At 53.1% G+C, this 17,231-nt stretch carries 16 protein-coding genes; 9 read left to right on the top strand and 7 right to left on the bottom strand.

Annotated features, from left to right (window positions below; translation table 11 throughout):
* Positions 1–2 precede the first annotated feature (2 nt).
* Both ychF and pth read right to left on the bottom strand, forming a co-directional pair.
* Complete coding sequence (ychF, locus tag J5224_RS16540; protein ID WP_264626413.1) at positions 3–1,094, bottom strand: redox-regulated ATPase YchF; 1,092 nt, start codon at positions 1,092–1,094, stop codon at positions 3–5.
* A 128-nt stretch (positions 1,095–1,222) separates the two neighbouring features.
* The gene (pth, locus tag J5224_RS16535; protein WP_264626412.1) at positions 1,223–1,810 is read right to left on the bottom strand and encodes an aminoacyl-tRNA hydrolase; all 588 of its coding nucleotides are present in this window, start codon (positions 1,808–1,810) and stop codon (positions 1,223–1,225) included.
* Between the two features lie 364 nt (positions 1,811–2,174).
* On the opposite strand from pth, the gene ychH reads away from it, so the two are divergent.
* On the top strand, positions 2,175–2,447 hold the full coding sequence (gene ychH, locus J5224_RS16530; protein ID WP_222160621.1) for a stress-induced protein YchH: 273 nt from the start codon (positions 2,175–2,177) through the stop codon (positions 2,445–2,447).
* A gap of 252 nt (positions 2,448–2,699) precedes the next feature.
* Here the strand turns inward: ychH and prs are convergent, their stop codons facing one another.
* From prs to lolB, 3 genes are all read right to left on the bottom strand, one after another.
* Positions 2,700–3,647, bottom strand: coding sequence for a ribose-phosphate diphosphokinase (gene prs / locus J5224_RS16525; RefSeq protein WP_195313487.1), 948 nt, complete (start codon positions 3,645–3,647; stop codon positions 2,700–2,702).
* A 153-nt stretch (positions 3,648–3,800) separates the two neighbouring features.
* Entirely contained in the window at positions 3,801–4,676 is an 876-nt protein-coding gene (ispE, locus tag J5224_RS16520; protein WP_264626411.1) for a 4-(cytidine 5'-diphospho)-2-C-methyl-D-erythritol kinase, read from the bottom strand.
* Between the two features lie 2 nt (positions 4,677–4,678).
* On the bottom strand, positions 4,679–5,302 hold the full coding sequence (lolB, locus tag J5224_RS16515; protein ID WP_264626410.1) for a lipoprotein insertase outer membrane protein LolB: 624 nt from the start codon (positions 5,300–5,302) through the stop codon (positions 4,679–4,681).
* 259 nt (positions 5,303–5,561) lie between these two features.
* Between lolB and hemA the strand changes: the two genes are divergently transcribed.
* Genes hemA through kdsA form a run of 6 tightly spaced genes read left to right on the top strand, consistent with a single transcriptional unit; the run spans position 5,562 to position 10,890 of the window.
* Positions 5,562–6,818: a glutamyl-tRNA reductase gene (gene hemA / locus J5224_RS16510; RefSeq protein ID WP_264626409.1), complete on the top strand. Its 1,257-nt coding sequence runs from the start codon at positions 5,562–5,564 to the stop codon at positions 6,816–6,818.
* A gap of 39 nt (positions 6,819–6,857) precedes the next feature.
* Entirely contained in the window at positions 6,858–7,940 is a 1,083-nt protein-coding gene (gene prfA / locus J5224_RS16505; RefSeq protein ID WP_264626408.1) for a peptide chain release factor 1, read from the top strand.
* Positions 7,940–8,791, top strand: a complete 852-nt coding sequence (prmC, locus tag J5224_RS16500; protein WP_264626407.1) for a peptide chain release factor N(5)-glutamine methyltransferase — start codon at positions 7,940–7,942, stop codon at positions 8,789–8,791. The genes prfA and prmC overlap by 1 nt, the downstream gene beginning before the upstream one ends.
* Complete coding sequence (locus J5224_RS16495; protein ID WP_264626415.1) at positions 8,791–9,183, top strand: SirB2 family protein; 393 nt, start codon at positions 8,791–8,793, stop codon at positions 9,181–9,183. Before prmC ends, J5224_RS16495 begins: the two co-directional genes overlap by 1 nt.
* A 2-nt stretch (positions 9,184–9,185) precedes the next feature.
* The gene (gene sirB1, locus J5224_RS16490) at positions 9,186–9,995 is read left to right on the top strand and encodes an invasion regulator SirB1 (RefSeq protein ID WP_264626406.1); all 810 of its coding nucleotides are present in this window, start codon (positions 9,186–9,188) and stop codon (positions 9,993–9,995) included.
* A gap of 40 nt (positions 9,996–10,035) precedes the next feature.
* On the top strand, positions 10,036–10,890 hold the full coding sequence (gene kdsA / locus J5224_RS16485; protein WP_264626405.1) for a 3-deoxy-8-phosphooctulonate synthase: 855 nt from the start codon (positions 10,036–10,038) through the stop codon (positions 10,888–10,890).
* An 85-nt stretch (positions 10,891–10,975) separates the two neighbouring features.
* Here the strand turns inward: kdsA and ydgH are convergent, their stop codons facing one another.
* Entirely contained in the window at positions 10,976–11,926 is a 951-nt protein-coding gene (gene ydgH / locus J5224_RS16480) for a DUF1471 family protein YdgH (protein WP_264626404.1), read from the bottom strand.
* Positions 11,927–12,451: 525 nt separating this feature from the next.
* Between ydgH and pntA the strand changes: the two genes are divergently transcribed.
* The gene (gene pntA / locus J5224_RS16475; RefSeq protein ID WP_264626403.1) at positions 12,452–13,981 is read left to right on the top strand and encodes a Re/Si-specific NAD(P)(+) transhydrogenase subunit alpha; all 1,530 of its coding nucleotides are present in this window, start codon (positions 12,452–12,454) and stop codon (positions 13,979–13,981) included.
* Between the two features lie 10 nt (positions 13,982–13,991).
* A complete protein-coding gene (pntB, locus tag J5224_RS16470) occupies positions 13,992–15,377 on the top strand; it encodes a Re/Si-specific NAD(P)(+) transhydrogenase subunit beta (protein WP_264626402.1) in 1,386 nt (461 codons plus the stop codon).
* 58 nt (positions 15,378–15,435) lie between these two features.
* Here pntB and J5224_RS16465 read toward each other — a convergent pair whose 3' ends face one another.
* Complete coding sequence (locus J5224_RS16465; RefSeq protein WP_264626401.1) at positions 15,436–17,208, bottom strand: glycoside hydrolase family 3 protein; 1,773 nt, start codon at positions 17,206–17,208, stop codon at positions 15,436–15,438.
* Positions 17,209–17,231 lie beyond the last annotated feature (23 nt).

Raw genomic sequence — 17,231 nt, 5'->3', positions numbered from 1 at the left:
AATTAGACGTTAAACAAGAAGTTCATCACATCGCCATCTTTAACGATGTACTCTTTCCCTTCTGAACGCATTTTCCCTGCTTCTTTCGCGCCTTGCTCACCTTTATAGGTGATGAAATCTTCATACGCGATGGTTTGCGCGCGGATAAAGCCTTTTTCGAAGTCGGTGTGGATTTTACCGGCGGCCTGTGGGGCCGTCGCGCCGACAGGGATGGTCCAGGCGCGCACTTCTTTTACGCCTGCGGTAAAGTAGGTTTGCAGGTTCAGTAGTTCATAACCAGCGCGGATCACGCGGTTCAGGCCCGGCTCTTCCAGTCCCAGTTCTGCCATAAATTCGTCGCGATCGGCGTCATCCAGTTCAGCAATGTCCGATTCCACTGCGGCACACACCGGAACAACGACAGAACCTTCGCTGGCAGCGATTTCACGCACCCGATCCAGGTAAGGGTTGTTTTCAAAGCCATCTTCATTGACGTTAGCGATGTACATGGTGGGCTTGAGCGTCAGGAAGCTCAGGTAACGAATGGCGGCTTTCTCTTCCGCATTCAGATCAAGCGCGCGCAGCATGCCGGCTTTTTCCAACTGTGGCAGACATTTTTCCAACGCAGCCTGTTCAATTTTTGCGTCTTTGTCGCCGCCTTTGGCTTTCTTCTGCACACGGTGCAGGGCGCGTTCGCAGGTATCGAGATCCGCCAGCGCCAGTTCGGTGTTGATGGTATCGATGTCGTCAGCCGGATCAACTTTGCCCGCAACGTGGATAATGTTGTCGTTTTCGAAGCAACGTACTACGTGGCCGATCGCTTCCGTTTCACGGATGTTAGTCAGGAATTGGTTGCCCAGGCCTTCACCTTTGGACGCTCCTTTTACCAGACCAGCGATATCAACAAATTCCATCGTGGTGGGGAGAATACGCTGCGGTTTAACGATCTCGGCCAGTTTATCCAAACGCGGATCGGGCATCGGCACCACCCCAGTGTTGGGCTCTATGGTGCAAAACGGAAAGTTGGCCGCTTCGATACCGGCTTTGGTCAATGCATTGAACAGCGTAGATTTACCCACGTTAGGCAGCCCAACGATACCGCATTTGAATCCCATACTTTTATCACCTTAAATAGCTTATCAATCAGATGGTTGTGGTTTGTCATCTGAACAAATAAATACGTTGGCACCAATTATACACGGAATGGCGTATTAACTCGAACCACCTGTGCAGGAATCTTACTTCACGCAGGTTTATAGGCGTGCAGCCGATTCATTGCTTTCACCATATCGTCTTTTAGCAGAATCTCGGTGCAGCGAATGGCTTCGTCGATCGCGCCGTCAATCAGTGTCTGTTCACTGGTGGGCGGTTTACCCAGTACAAAACCGGTAACCTTACTTTTATCGCCGGGATGGCCGATGCCAATACGCAAACGGTGAAAATTAGGGTTGTTCCCTAATTTGCTCATGATGTCTTTCAAGCCGTTGTGCCCACCGTGTCCGCCGCCCAGTTTCAGTTTGGCAACCCCCGGCAAAAGATCCAGTTCATCGTGTGCCACCAGAATTTCATCCGGTTGGATGCGGTAGAAGGTTGCCATTGCCGCCACCGCTTTACCACTGAGGTTCATAAAGGTGGTCGGCACCAGCAGGCGAACATCGTGACCAGCCAGCGAGAGACGTGCGGTATAGCCAAAGAATTTGGCCTCTTCCTTCAGCGATTGACGATGAGCCTCAGCTAACTGGTCCACGTACCAGGCACCGGCATTGTGGCGCGTGGCGGCGTATTCGGCGCCCGGATTCGCCAATCCGACGATTAATTTGATACTGCTCACGTTTAGTCCCAGATGTTGCGTCTCATGACGCTCGATAACAGAAATTCAAACGCGTAGTTTACACAGGAGTAGGGCCGTGAAAAAGCCTTCAGCAGGATGTTTGTCGCGCGTTTGACGGGAGTACGTCTGAAAATGGATGAAAGCAATTTACTTTGGTAATAATTCAAATTTGTTATTAATTATATTTACACGTGTTCAGCACTAAATGTAAAAAAACGTTTCTACACTTGCTTATCTGTGATCACCTACGCAATACCTTATTGCCTACAGCGTCTATAATTACATCAGAACAAGGACGGTTACGTAGCATTTTCATTTTTCCGATCGGTCACGTATTTTACCTGACCATTACAGGAGGTGACAGATGAAACGCAAAAATGCTGTCATGCTGGGCAACGTATTTATGGGCATTGGTATGGTGTTAATGGTTGGGGGGATCGCCTTCACCATTATCAGCCAATTACCGGAGCTGAACTTGCCAGCCTACTTTACTTATTTCGACCTGATGGCCATTTTCGCCGGTGCCATGACCTGGCTGGTTGGGGCGCGTATTGGCGGGCGTGAGGCTGTCGCCGATCGCTATTGGTGGGTGAAGCATTTCGACAAACGCTGCCGCCGTCAGCAACCCCATTCCTGATAATATCAGACGCCTGCTGTTTCGGCAGGCGTAGGGATATTTTTTCTGCTTGCAGAAAATACCTGTTTTGCGCGCTAATTATTATTCCTCTTGCGATTTAGTTGGTCTGGTAATAATTATCGTCATTGTTTGCAAACCCTATTATTGCCACGCTAAACGATATTATGTGCGGAACGTAACCGTATCCACGAGAAAATAAAAAACGCCACCCTTGGGTGGCGTTTTGTCGACAACAGAAATGGACGCTGTTGATTAATGTTCAAACATGGCAGAAATAGACTCTTCGTTGCTGATGCGACGAATAGCTTCTGCCAGCATGCCCGAAAGTGTCAATGTGCGCACGTTAGGCAGTGCTTTGATATTTTCCGATAGCGGAATGGTATCGCAGACGATCACTTCATCAATTACCGAATTCTTGATGTTGTCATACGCATTGCCGGAGAAAATCGGGTGAGTGGCATACGCAAAGACGCGTTTGGCACCGCGTTCTTTTAATGCTTCTGCCGCTTTGCACAGTGTGCCACCGGTATCGATCATGTCGTCGACCAGAATACAGTCGCGCCCAGCGACATCACCGATGATGTGCATCACTTGAGAGACGTTGGCGCGCGGACGACGTTTGTCGATGATCGCCATGTCAGTGTCGTTCAGCAGTTTAGCAATCGCACGTGCACGCACAACGCCACCGATATCTGGAGAAACCACAATCGGGTTTTCCAGATTCTGCTGCAACATGTCTTCCAGCAGAATCGGGCTGCCGAACACGTTATCGACCGGAACGTCGAAGAAGCCTTGAATCTGTTCTGCGTGCAGGTCCACGGTCAGGACACGGTCAACCCCAACGCTTGACAGAAAGTCAGCGACCACTTTGGCGGTGATCGGTACACGCGCAGAACGCACACGGCGGTCCTGACGAGCATAGCCGAAATAGGGGATAACGGCGGTAATACGTCCCGCTGACGCGCGGCGTAGAGCATCGACCATCACAACCAGCTCCATCAGGTTGTCATTGGTTGGTGCACAGGTGGACTGGATGATGAAAATGTCGCCACCACGAACGTTTTCATTGACTTGCACGCTGACTTCACCGTCGCTAAAGCGACCTACAGCGGCGTCTCCCAGGCTGGTGTATAAACGGTTGGCAATACGTTGCGCTAGTTCGGGGATAGCGTTACCAGCAAAAAGCTTCATATCAGGCACGAGAAGAACCTCAGGCTTGCGTCCAGAGAAATATTGTACCCGGTGTCTCGAGGGCGTTGCGAGACAGCAGGTAAAATATGCATACGGGTGTATGAGTTAAGCGTTGAACTTAAGGCATAAACCCGCCATACGGGGTAAAACTGTTTTCAACGCTTAACGTTGCCCGGAAAGCACACGGTGCAGCGGCGAGGTGTTAACGCCACGTGCAACAAAACCGTTTAGCCTTTCCGGGGCCTGGTCAAGCACCTGACGAGCGGCGAATTCGGTGTCGAATTCGGCAAACACACAAGCTCCCGTTCCTGTCAGGCGCGCCGGTGCGTATTCTAGCAGCCAAGAAAGTCGCTGTTCAACCTCGCGAAAACGTTTTCTTACGGTAGATTCACAATCATTGACGAAGGTCTGTTTTTGTAGCTCGTCCAATGAGCGTACCGGTGTGTTGCGCGGTAAGTCCGGATCGCCAAACACCAGCGGGGTCGGAACGGTGACGCCGGGGTGTACCACCAGATACCATTTTTCCGGCGGCGAGGCAGGCGTCAGTATCTCACCAACGCCTTCGGCGAAGGCGGCGTGCCCGCGTACAAACACCGGTACATCTGCACCGAGTCGTAATCCCAGCTGTGCCAGCGTGTCCTCATCAAGGCCACATTGCCACAGATGATTTAACGCAACCAGCACTGTAGCCGCGTTGGAGGACCCGCCCCCTAGACCACCGCCCATCGGCAGGCATTTATCGATAGCGATATCGGCACCGTTATAGGCAAGTTGGCGGCCCTGCTCATGGCAATATGCCTGTAACAAGCGTGCGGCGCGTACAGCCAGATTGGTGTCATCAGGCACGCCGGGTAAGGGCGTGAGTAGCTGGATAATACCGTCGCTGCGTAAGCGGATGTCGACCGTGTCACCATAATCCAGAAATTGGAACAGCGTTTGTAACAGGTGATACCCGTCAGCGCGCTGGCCGGTGATATACAGAAACAGGTTGAGTTTGGCCGGGGAGGGCCAGTGCGTCAGTTGTGCCGCATCGCTCATGCTTATTGCACCGTCCAGTTATTCATTTTCAGCTTGATGCGTTGCTCGCCTTGCGTCAGCTCCAGGGCGTTGGGTAGGGTGGGGGTGACGCTATCATCATAACCAAGGTATTTCACTTCCCACGTCAGGCCGTTTTGTTGCAGCGTTGCCGTACTCAGCCGCGCGTGCTCATCCAGCGTAAACTGTTGCGCCTCTCCCGGCAGGCCAATCATCCACTGGCGCAGATTGGTCAACGGAATGCGCATTCCGGTCAGTTGGGACAACATGTACTCGGCATCTTTGCCGACATAACGTTTTCCTTGCCCATTGGTGATTTGAATGCCATCGGGCTGCGCGCGCAGTTCCAGTTCCGTGCCGCCGAACGGGTTGGTCAGCAGCAGACGATAGCGTTGTGCAGAGGATTCTTGCCAGAAAAAGTTGGCCGATAATTTTTTGCTATCGGAAAGATAGGCAAATGCGCCACGTGTCTGATATTGGCTTAATTGTTGCACCTGTTGCTTATGTTGTAACCAGGCCGGAGAATCCGACGTTGCGTTAGGACCCGAGGGCTTGGTCAGTGTACAGGCAGTCAACAGTAAACTGGCTAAAGGCAGGAGACGTAAGGCGCGGGCGGTATGACTTAACATGTTGCATATATCCTATTAAGGGCAGAGAAACCCCGTCATCATGTCGAATGGATATAGTGTGCCATGCGTTGCAAGCGATGCCCAGCGGCAATGCATGACAGAGAAATAAGGAATGCGTCACACAATGTCAACTACACCAATAGAGGTACTTCGCGCCGCGTCGCTTTTCATGCTGCGCTGCATCAAGTAGAATGCCCCTACTCTAAGACCATACTAATGTCGGCATTACTCTTGACGGCATGTATTCAAGAATGACCCAATGACCCTGCTTGCGCTTGGCATCAACCACAAAACCGCTCCAGTATCACTCAGGGAACGTATCGCGTTTTCCCCTGATGCGCTGGGCGATGCTTTGCACAGCCTGCTTGCGCAGCCGCTGGTGCAGGGAGGGGTTGTGCTGTCTACCTGTAATCGTACTGAGCTGTATCTCAGTGTCGATGAGCGGGAGAATCAGCGCGAACAGGTGGTCGACTGGCTGTGCCAGTTCCACCATCTGAACCCTGATGAACTGAAAAACAGCCTCTACTGGCATCAGGATAATGCGGCGGTTAACCACCTGATGCGTGTTGCCAGCGGATTGGATTCGTTGGTGCTGGGCGAGCCGCAAATTCTTGGGCAGGTTAAAAAAGCCTTCGCCGAATCTCAACGCGGCCACTCGCTCTCCAGCGAGCTGGAACGTTTGTTCCAGCGCTCGTTCTCAGTGGCCAAACGGGTACGCACGGAGACGGATATCGGTGCCAGTGCGGTGTCGGTGGCGTTTGCCGCCTGTGCATTGGCGCGGCAGATTTTTGAATCGCTGGTGGGGGTTACCGTACTGCTGGTCGGTGCGGGAGAAACCATCGAACTGGTGGCGCGCCATTTACGCGAACATCAGGTGAAGCGCATGGTGATTGCCAACCGTACCCGCGAACGCGCGCAAGTCCTTGCCGCTGAAGTGGGCGCTGAAGTGATCACGCTGGGCGAACTGGATGACTATCTGGCACAGGCCGATATCGTGATCAGCTCCACCGCGAGCACCCTGCCGATCATTGGCAAAGGCATGATGGAACGGACGCTGAAGGCGCGTCGTAACCAGCCTATGCTGATGGTGGACATCGCCGTGCCGCGCGATATCGAACCGGAAGTGGGCAAATTACCCAACGTCTATCTGTATAGCGTGGACGATTTGCATGCCATCATTCAGCACAACATGGCGCAGCGTCAGGCCGCAGCGGTGCAGGCTGAATCCATCGTGCAGCAAGAATCTGCCGATTTTATGGCCTGGCTGCGTGCACAATCGGCGGTAGAAACCATCCGAGAATACCGTTCACAGGCAGACGCGATTCGCGCGGAGATGACGGCGAAAGCGCTTACGGCCATTCAGCAAGGCAATGACGTGGAAGCAGTGCTGGACGCGTTAACCTCACGTCTCACCAACCGTCTCATTCATGCACCTACCGCCGCGTTGCAGCAGGCTGCCCGCGACGGCGATCTTACCCGATTACATATTTTACGCGACAGCCTTGGGCTGGACTAGCACCCCTCCATTTTTAGTTGACAGGAATTAACCGCACGCATGAAGCCTTCTATTGTTGCCAAACTGGAAGCGTTACAAGAACGTCACGAGGAAGTACAAGCCCTGCTGGGTGAGCCGAGCGTTATCTCCGATATGGAGCGCTTTCGGGCATTGTCTCGCGAATATGCCCAGTTGGCGGACATCACGCGCTGTTTCCAACGCTGGCAGCAGGTGCAAGAAGACAGTGAAACCGCAGAATTGATGCTGGATGACGCGGAAATGCGTGATATGGCGCAAGAAGAGTTAAAACAGTTGAAGGTTGACAGTGAAGCGCTGGAACAGCAGCTTCAGGTGTTGTTGTTACCGAAAGATCCGGACGATGAGCGCGGCTGCTTCCTTGAAGTGCGCGCGGGCACCGGCGGTGATGAAGCGGCGCTGTTTGCCGGCGATCTGTTTCGCATGTACAGCCGTTATGCTGAATCGCGCCGTTGGCGAGTGGAAATCATGAGCGCCAGCGACGGTGAGCACGGCGGTTATAAAGAGGTGATCGCCAAAGTGAGTGGCGATGGTGTTTATGGTCAGTTGAAATTTGAGTCGGGCGGCCACCGCGTGCAGCGCGTGCCTGCCACCGAATCGCAGGGGCGTATTCACACCTCAGCCTGTACGGTCGCGGTCATGCCCGAGGTGCCTGAAGCGGAAACCCCCGATATCAATCCGGCGGATTTGCGTATTGATACCTTCCGTTCTTCCGGTGCCGGTGGTCAGCACGTTAACACCACCGACTCGGCGATTCGTATCACCCACTTACCGACCGGGATTGTGGTCGAATGTCAGGATGAGCGTTCCCAACACAAAAACAAGGCGAAGGCGATGTCGGTGCTGGTTGCGCGTATACGCGCAGCAGAAGTGCAAAAACGCCAGCAGGAAGAAGCATCGACGCGCCGTAACCTGTTGGGCAGCGGAGACCGTTCCGATCGTATCCGCACGTATAATTTCCCGCAAGGGCGCGTGACCGATCACCGTATTAACCTGACCCTTTACCGCCTGGATGAAGCAATGGAAGGCAAGATGGATATGCTTATCCAGCCGGTGGTGCAAGAGTATCAGGCCGATCAGTTGGCGGCGCTGTCCGAGCAGGAATAATGGATTACCGCACCTGGGTAGCAACGGCGCTACAGCAGTTGACCCACAGTGAAAGCCCGAAGCGTGATGCGGAAATTCTGCTGGAATACGTCACGGGAAAAGGGCGCACCTTTCTGCTGGCGTTTGGCGAAACCTTGCTCGATGACACGCAGCTTCAGCGCCTGTCGGCGCTGCTGACTCGTCGTATCAACGGTGAGCCAGTGGCTTATTTGACGGGTGAACGTGAGTTTTGGTCTTTGCCATTGGCTGTCTCACCGGCAACCTTGATCCCTCGTCCAGACACTGAGTGTCTGGTGGAACAGGCGTTGCAGTGCATGGCACTGTTCAGTGCGCCGACGGTGCTGGATTTGGGCACCGGGACCGGGGCGATCGCGCTGGCGCTGGCGAGCGAACGCCCAGACTGCAACGTGACTGGGGTTGATGTTCAGCCAGACGCGGTGGCATTGGCACAACGTAATGCGGCGACATTGCACTTGTCCAATGTGCAATTTCTGCATGGCAGCTGGTTTGCCCCCGTAGCGCCCATGCGCTTTTCCGTGATTGTCAGTAACCCGCCGTATATCGACGCCGAAGACATCCACCTACGTGAAGGGGATGTGCGCTTTGAACCGCGCAGCGCGCTGGTGGCTGCCGAAGGGGGACTGGCTGATTTGCGCTGGATTATTCAACAGGCTCCGCAATATTTAAAAAAGGCGGGCTGGTTACTGTTAGAGCACGGTTGGCAGCAAGGTGAAGCGGTGAGACAGTTGCTGCAACAGCGCGGCTTTGAGCAGGTTGCTACCTGTCGCGATTACGGTGGTAATGAGCGCGTGACGCTGGGGCAGTGGCCTGCAGTAGAGGGAGAGGCATGATGTCGTACCACGCCGTTGTTCTCACGGTGCACGTGCTTGCCGCTGCTGTGACGCTCAGCCTGTTTGTCACGCGTTTCTATTGGCTGTGCCGCCACTCTTCTGCGTTGCAACAGCGCTGGGTCAAGATGGTGCCACACATTAACGATACGCTACTGTTAGCGAGCGGTATTGCACTGATCGTTATCAATCGCTTTTATCCTTTCTCTGCGCAAGAAAGCTGGCTGACGGCGAAGCTGTTTGGCGTTATCATTTACATTTTACTGGGACACATCGCGCTGGGTCGGCGCCAACGTAGCCTGAGTCTGCGTTGGGTGGCGTTTATCCTTGCCTTGGTGTGTTTCTTTCTGATTGCACAGGCAGCAATCACTAAACTCGCATTTCTGATGGAATAACTATGAGTTCTATTGCGGATTTTGAATTCAATCAGTCGCCGTTAAGTGAAGGGGTTATTTTAGTTTCACAGAGAGTGCGAAGTGACTTCTCCGCCCTGAATGTACGTAAGAAACTGCAACAGTTGGTCGACGAAGCGCGTAAAACCATTCCCCGCGATCTGGATCAGGATCAACAACTGGATATGCTGTTGACGCTGTTTTACCGCACTTGGGGATTTGGCGGTGCCAGTGGCGTTTACCGTTTATCCGATGCGCTGTGGTTAGATAAGGTGCTGGAAACCCGTCAGGGAATGCCGGTATCGCTGGGAATTGTATTTCTGCATATCGCTCACGCCTTGGATTTGCCCATGATGCCGGTGATTTTCCCAACACAGTTGATTTTGCGCGCGGACTGGATGGATAACGAGATGTGGCTTATCAATCCGCTTAATGGCGATACCCTGAGCGAGCATGTGCTGGATGTGTGGCTTAAAGGTAACATTGGCCCGTCGACGCAACTGATGGATGAAGATCTGGATGAAGCGGAAAACGTGCTGATTGTGCGTAAATTGCTCGATACGTTAAAAGTGGCGCTGATGGAAGAGAAGCAGATGGAACTTGCGCTGCGGGCCAGCGAAGCCGTGCTGCAATTCGATCCGGAAGACCCTTATGAAATTCGCGATCGCGGCTTGATCTACGCACAATTGGACTGCGATCATATCGCCGTGTCTGATTTAAGCTACTTCGTGGAACAGTGCCCTGAGGATCCGGTCAGCGAAATGATCAAAGTGCAAATTCACTCGATAGAGCAAAAGCATATTGTATTGCACTAATGCATTTTTTTAATGTTAATCACTCCGATAAGGTAATAGCATGAAGAACAAAGTGGTCAAGGTTGGTGATATTCCTGTTGCCAACGACGCGCCGTTTGTCCTGTTTGGCGGCATGAATGTGCTTGAATCGCGCGATCTCGCCATGCGTATTTGCGAACATTACGTCGCCGTAACGCAAAAGCTGGGCATTCCCTACGTGTTCAAGGCCTCCTTCGACAAGGCTAACCGCTCCTCCATTCATTCTTATCGTGGACCGGGTCTGGAAGAGGGCATGAAAATCTTCCAGGAACTGAAACAGACCTTCGGTGTGAAGGTGATAACGGATGTGCACGAAGCACAGCAGGCGCAGGCTGTTGCCGATGTGGTGGATGTGATCCAGTTACCGGCGTTTTTGGCTCGCCAAACCGATCTGGTTGAGGCAATGGCGAAAACCGGCGCGGTGATCAACGTGAAAAAACCGCAGTTTATCAGCCCGGGACAAATCGGCAATATCGTTGACAAGTTCAAGGAAGGTGGCAACGAGCAGGTTATTTTGTGCGATCGCGGCAGCAACTTTGGTTATGACAACCTGGTTGTGGATATGTTGGGTTTCAACGTCATGAAGCAAGTGTCTGGCGGCTGCCCGGTGATTTTTGACGTGACTCACGCGTTGCAGTGTCGCGATCCGTTCGGTGCGGCTTCCGGTGGTCGTCGTGGTCAGGTCACTGAGTTGGCACGTGCAGGCATGGCGGTTGGGTTGGCAGGGTTGTTTATTGAAGCACATCCGGATCCGGCTAATGCGAAATGCGACGGCCCGTCTGCATTGCCGTTGAATAAACTGGAACCCTTCTTGCAACAAATCAAAGCGATTGATGACCTGGTCAAACAGTTCCCTGAACTGGATACCAACAACTGATTATTTGCTTTTCGTTGTCCCCTTAAAAGCAGATTCCCGCCTTGGCGGGAATCTGTCACTTCAGCAGCAAAACGCCAGCACGTCGTTATTTATACAGATCTGCGCTGATGGTCATATTGCTGCCTTTATTAAACCACTGCTTGGTAATGTGGTAGTACTTGGCACCTTTGTCGGCGGCACGTTTTGCCACCGCTTCTGACACATCCGTCGTTCCGTTGAAGTTGCCACGGAAGGTGATCGAGTCGAAAGGCGTCATCTGCGCGGCGGTGGCCTTGTTCAATTCCTGAACACTTTTGCCATCGGCCAAATTCACCGTATAGCGTCCGCCTTTAGATGATTGCGTTTCGTAGAAATTACCCACGTTACGGCTCGGGCTGCCAGACATGGCAACACCGGGGATTTCCACTTTAGCTGCGGTTTCCCCCCCTGCGGCAAGCGCTGCGCGGCCCGCGTCAGAATCAGCGGGTATCACGTCAGTGCTCTGCACCACGCGCTTGGGCGCATCGGCTTTATAGACGTAAGCGGTGATTTTCTGGTTAGTGCCGGTGCTGTTGATATCGACCTGGCGCACGATAAAGAAAGAGGCTGCATTCTTCTCTTTAGCGGCTTTAGCGATGGCGGCATTGATGTCGGGTTGGGTAGAGAAATACCCACTGACTGAGACGGTATCAAACGGTTCCAGATGGTAAGCGTCATATTGCGGCAGTTCGCGAATGCCATCAAAGGTGCGCTGTGCTGGAGTAGCATCCGCTTTCGGTGCTTCTTTATGGTACAGGTCGACATAAACCGTCTGACTGTTGCCTCGGTTTTGTTCGTTAATCGCCTGAATGTAAAACGCATCAGCGCCGGCTTTGTCAGCACGTTTTGACGCTTCTGCCACCGCGTCAAAAATGGCGTCAAAACGGCCACTAAACGAAATTCGATCGAACGGTTTTACCGCAGCAGCCTGCTCGGGTGTCAATTCCTGTGCCGCGTGGGCAGAAAAAACCGCGAGAGAGAGGAGGGTAGACGCGATAACGCGGGTCTTCAGCTTCATAAAAAATCCTTTCGCCTGACGCAGGGAAGTTGCGACATAAAACGTCATCACCTGATGACACAACGTGGTGCCGATTATGGCACGTAATCAGCGCGTTCGCCTCTGCATTTTATCTGGCGGCGGCGTATCGTCAGGGGCTAAGGCATTCGCGGCATAAAAAAGGGAATAATACCCATTAATGATAATTTGCATGCGATAAGTGAGATTTATAAGGATTGTCAGTAATAACAACCTCGTAACAAGCGAGTTTTGTGAATTACCGCTAAATACGTTTTGGAAGATAATGATAAAAACAAGGTAGATAGCGGCGGCTTTTCTCCTGAATTCGAGCCATTCGCCGAAGTTTGCTAAGCATTTGCAGGAAAGTGATTTTATATATGGATCATCGATCACATTTTCAGTAGGTTATATGTCATTGCCTTGTGATTGTTGATAACAGAACGTTGCGCAAGCATTGCTGGGCAATCGAGTTATCAGGTGGGGTGACAATAAAAACTTCGTATAAATAAGCGATAGGGAATCAGTATGCGTATTGGTATACCAAAAGAACGGTTGGCCAATGAAGCGCGTGTCGCAGCAACGCCGAAAACGGTGGAACAGTTGCTAAAACTCGGCTTCGAGGTCTCAGTAGAACGTGACGCGGGCAAATTGGCCAGTTTCGATGATGCCGCTTATGCTGCTGCGGGCGCAGCGATTGCGGAACCGGCGGATGTCTGGCAATCCGATATCATTTTCAAAGTTAACGCGCCGTTGGAGGATGAAACGGCGTTGTTGCGTGCAGGCAGCACGCTGGTGAGCTTTATTTGGCCCGCGCAGAATCCGGCATTGCTGGAAAAACTGGCAGAGCGTCAAGTCACCGTGATGGCAATGGATTCCGTGCCGCGTATTTCTCGCGCGCAGTCGTTGGATGCTTTGAGCTCCATGGCCAATATCGCCGGTTACCGCGCGATTGTGGAGGCTGCCCATGAGTTTGGCCGTTTCTTCACCGGTCAGATCACTGCTGCGGGTAAAGTACCACCTGCGAAAGTGATGGTGATCGGTGCGGGCGTTGCCGGGCTGGCCGCCGTCGGTGCAGCAGGCAGTCTGGGCGCGATTGTGCGTGCGTTCGACACCCGCCCAGAGGTCAAGGAACAGGTGCAGAGCATGGGCGCCGAATTCCTTGAGCTTGATTTTGAAGAAGAAGCGGGCAGCGGCGACGGCTATGCCAAAGTAATGTCCGAAGCCTTTATCAAAGCGGAAATGGAACTGTTCGCCGCGCAGGCGAAAGATGTCGATATTATCGTGACTACCGCGTTGATCCCCGGAAAACCAGCACCGCGCCTTATCACCAAAGAGATGGTGCTGAGCATGAAGCCGGGCAGCGTGATTGTCGATCTGGCGGCACAAACCGGTGGCAACTGTGAACTCACCGTGGCCGATAAGGTGACCGTTACCGAGAACGGCGTGAAAATTATCGGTTACACCGATTTGCCGAGCCGTTTACCGACACAATCCTCACAGCTGTATGCCACTAACCTGGTTAACTTGCTGAAACTGTTGTGCAAAGAAAAAGACGGCACCATCACCGTTGATTTCGATGACGTGGTGATCCGCGGTGTTACCGTGGTGAAAGAAGGGGATGTTACCTGGCCGGCACCGCCGATTCAGGTTTCTGCTCAGCCGCAACAGGCTAAGGCGGCCGCTGCGGCGCCGAAAGTGGCCGCCGCACCGGCATCACCCTGGAAGAAATACGCCTTTATGGCGCTGGCGATTTTGCTGTTCGGCTGGCTGGCCAATGTGGCACCGAAAGAGTTTTTATCGCATTTCACCGTGTTTGCGTTGTCGTGCGTGGTGGGCTACTACGTGGTGTGGAACGTCAGTCATGCGCTACATACGCCGCTGATGTCCGTAACCAATGCGATTTCGGGCATTATTGTGGTGGGGGCGTTGTTGCAGATCGGTCATGGCGGATGGGTGTCGTTCTTCTCCTTCATTGCCGTACTGATTGCCAGCATCAATATATTCGGTGGTTTCACCGTCACCCAGCGCATGCTGAAAATGTTCCGTAAAAACTAAGGGGTAACACATGTCTGGAGGATTGGTTACAGCTGCATACATTGTTGCCGCTATTTTGTTTATTTTCAGTCTGGCAGGGCTGTCAAAACATGAAACATCACGTCAGGGGAATATCTTTGGCGTTACCGGGATGGCGATTGCGCTGATTGCCACCATTCTCGGGCCGAATGCCGGAAACGTGGGCTGGATTATTGCCGCGATGGCGATCGGTGGTGCTGTCGGTATCTACCTGGCGCGTAAAGTCGAAATGACGGAAATGCCGGAGTTGGTTGCCATTCTGCACAGCTTCGTTGGTCTGGCTGCGGTATTGGTTGGGTTTAACAGCTTCCTGGATCACGGTGAAATCACCGATCCGGTGATGGTGAATATCCATCTGACGGAAGTGTTCCTCGGCATCTTTATCGGTGCGGTAACCTTTACCGGTTCCGTGGTGGCCTTCGGTAAACTGCGCGGCATTATTTCATCCAAGCCGCTGATGCTGCCGCATCGCCATAAGATGAACCTGGCCGCGCTGGTGGTGTCGTTCCTGCTGTTGTTGTTGTTTGTGAGCGGCGGCGTGGCAGGACAGAGCATTGCGCTGCTGTTTATGACCGCCATTGCACTGGTGTTCGGTTGGCATTTGGTGGCATCTATCGGTGGGGCCGACATGCCTGTGGTGGTGTCGATGCTGAACTCCTATTCCGGTTGGGCAGCGGCGGCGGCGGGCTTTATGCTCAGCAACGACCTGCTGATCGTTACCGGTGCGCTGGTCGGTTCTTCGGGTGCGATTCTCTCTTACATCATGTGTAAGGCGATGAACCGTTCGTTCTTCAGCGTCATTGCTGGCGGATTCGGTACTGATGGTTCTTCTACTGGCGCCAGCGAAGAAGTGGGTGAATACCGTGAAGCGTCGGCGGAAGACGTTGCTGAACTGCTGAAGAACTCCACGTCGGTGATCATTACCCCGGGATACGGTATGGCGGTGGCACAGGCGCAATATCCGGTACATGACATCACGGCCAAATTGCGTGCACGTGGCATCAAAGTGCGTTTCGGTATCCACCCGGTTGCCGGGCGTTTGCCGGGCCATATGAACGTACTGCTGGCGGAAGCCAAAGTGCCTTATGACGTGGTGCTGGAGATGGACGAGATCAATGACGATTTCACTGACACCGATACCGTGCTGGTCATTGGTGCTAACGATACGGTGAACCCGGCGGCACAGGAAGATCCGGGCAGTCCGATTGCGGGAATGCCCGTGCTGGAAGTGTGGAAAGCACAGAATGTTATTGTGTTTAAACGTTCTATGAACACCGGTTATGCCGGGGTGCAGAACCCGCTGTTCTTCAAGGAAAACACCCAAATGCTGTTTGGCGATGCCAAAGAAAGCGTGGCAGCGATCCTGAAAGCGCTATAACGGAAAGTGTATTGATTAAGGGCAGGGGAAATCCTGCCCTTTTTTATTGGCGGTGCGTTTACCAGCTCAAACCAAAACCGCGCGGAAAGGCGACCGTACCCGTGTTGGTTTCAGCGTCGTAGTCTTTCCACACCACCACCGGCAGCTTGCCTTGCGGAGAGGCGTTTCCTGTCAGAATTTTCGCTAGCGATATCATGGATTTTCCGCGCCACACGCCGTTGTCGCAGCCAAAATAAGCGTAACTGGCGACGGCAGCCTCAACGTCATTGGCATAAAGAGCGATGTCATAGGGTGCACGCAGTGACAAATGTACCCGCGTTTTGGCAAGCGACCCCGCATAGCGCAACCAGTCCAGGTAGCGCGTAGTATCGTTTTGCAGCGTGTTTTCCTGTGTTGCAATACCGTCTTTTTCTACTGGGGTAAAACGCGTGGAGAGGGTGCCGAGTAGAAATACATCACATTGTGCTATCCGCTGGCGAATCTCTCCATCGGTTAATTGCGATTCCTTGGCAACATCAACGTGAGGGTAGCCGTATTGCTCCATCATTATTTTGATGCCATCGGCCTGTTCCATCCAGGGCGTCAAGATAAAGTAGCGTAAGTTTTTATTGAGCAGCGGTAGCGTGCCCTGTTGATTAACCACTGCGGTGATGGAGCGATCGGCAATCAGGGTTTCGATATCGTCGTTGGGTGCAGCGATCGTCGGGCCACTGGCGTTGCCCAGCAGCTGGTAGCGCTGTTTCAGCGTGAGGATACGCGCTACGGATTCGTTGATTTCCGCCTCGCTGTACTCGCCCTGTTTCACTTTCTCAACCACGCGGGCAATCAGGGCTGACAGTGCGGCGCCCTGTTCCGGTGTCGTGATACTGACGGGCATCAGCGCGATATCCACACCGGCCTTAAATACGGCATCCAGTGCGTCTTGTTGCGTGAAGTGGTCAGCAATCGCGCCCATGTCCAACGCATCGGTGATGGTGACACCCTGATAATGCAGTTGTTCGCGCAGCAGGTTACTCTGTATTTCTCGTGACATGGTGGCGGGCACAATGATGCTTTCACCGTTGCAGGTCGTGATCTGACTGTTATCCAGCGCGGGGTACTGAATGTGCGCGGTCATGATCATATCGGGGGCAGACCCGTTTTCGATGGCGTGCGCGAAGGGGGCGATATCAATGGCAAAGGCGTCATGGCGCGAGCGATCAACCCGTGGCAAAGACGTATGGGAATCGGTTGAGGTATCACCATGACCGGGAAAGTGTTTATAGGCCGTCATCACGCCTTGTTGCTGCATGCCCGCTGAAATTTTTTCTGCCAGTGTGGTGACGGTCGTAACGTCATCACTAAAACTGCGCACATTAATCACCGGATTGAGCGGATTGCTGTTCACGTCAACCACCGGGGCAAAGTTGGTGTTGATGTTCAACGTTCGCAAATCGTACCCCATGCGTGCGCCCTGCGCGTAGGCCAGTTGGGTATCGCCACCGCCGGTAACGGCTGCGGCCAGCGCCATGTTGCCTGAAAACGGGGAGTACTTATCGCGCGGCAAGCGAAATACGTTCCCGCCTTCATTGTCGGTGCCGATAAACAACCGGACGCCAGAAAGGCTTTGCAGTGAGGCGTACCATGTGGTCAGTGTTTTAATTTGTGCTTTGTTTTTTAGATTGTTGGCAAAAAGAATGACGCCACCGATATTGTGGACGCGCAGCAGGTTCTCGATGACGCTGTTGGGCTCGATCATATCCTGCCGTTGCCAGAGGCGAAAATCCAGCATGATTTTCTGTCCTATCTTTTCCTCCAGCGTCATGGTGTGTAGGATTTGCTGAACTTCCATGGTCGGTCTCCTGTATCAATAGC

This window comes from Candidatus Symbiopectobacterium sp. NZEC135, assembly GCF_025962695.1.
This window is presented reverse-complemented; position numbering and strand designations above follow the sequence as displayed.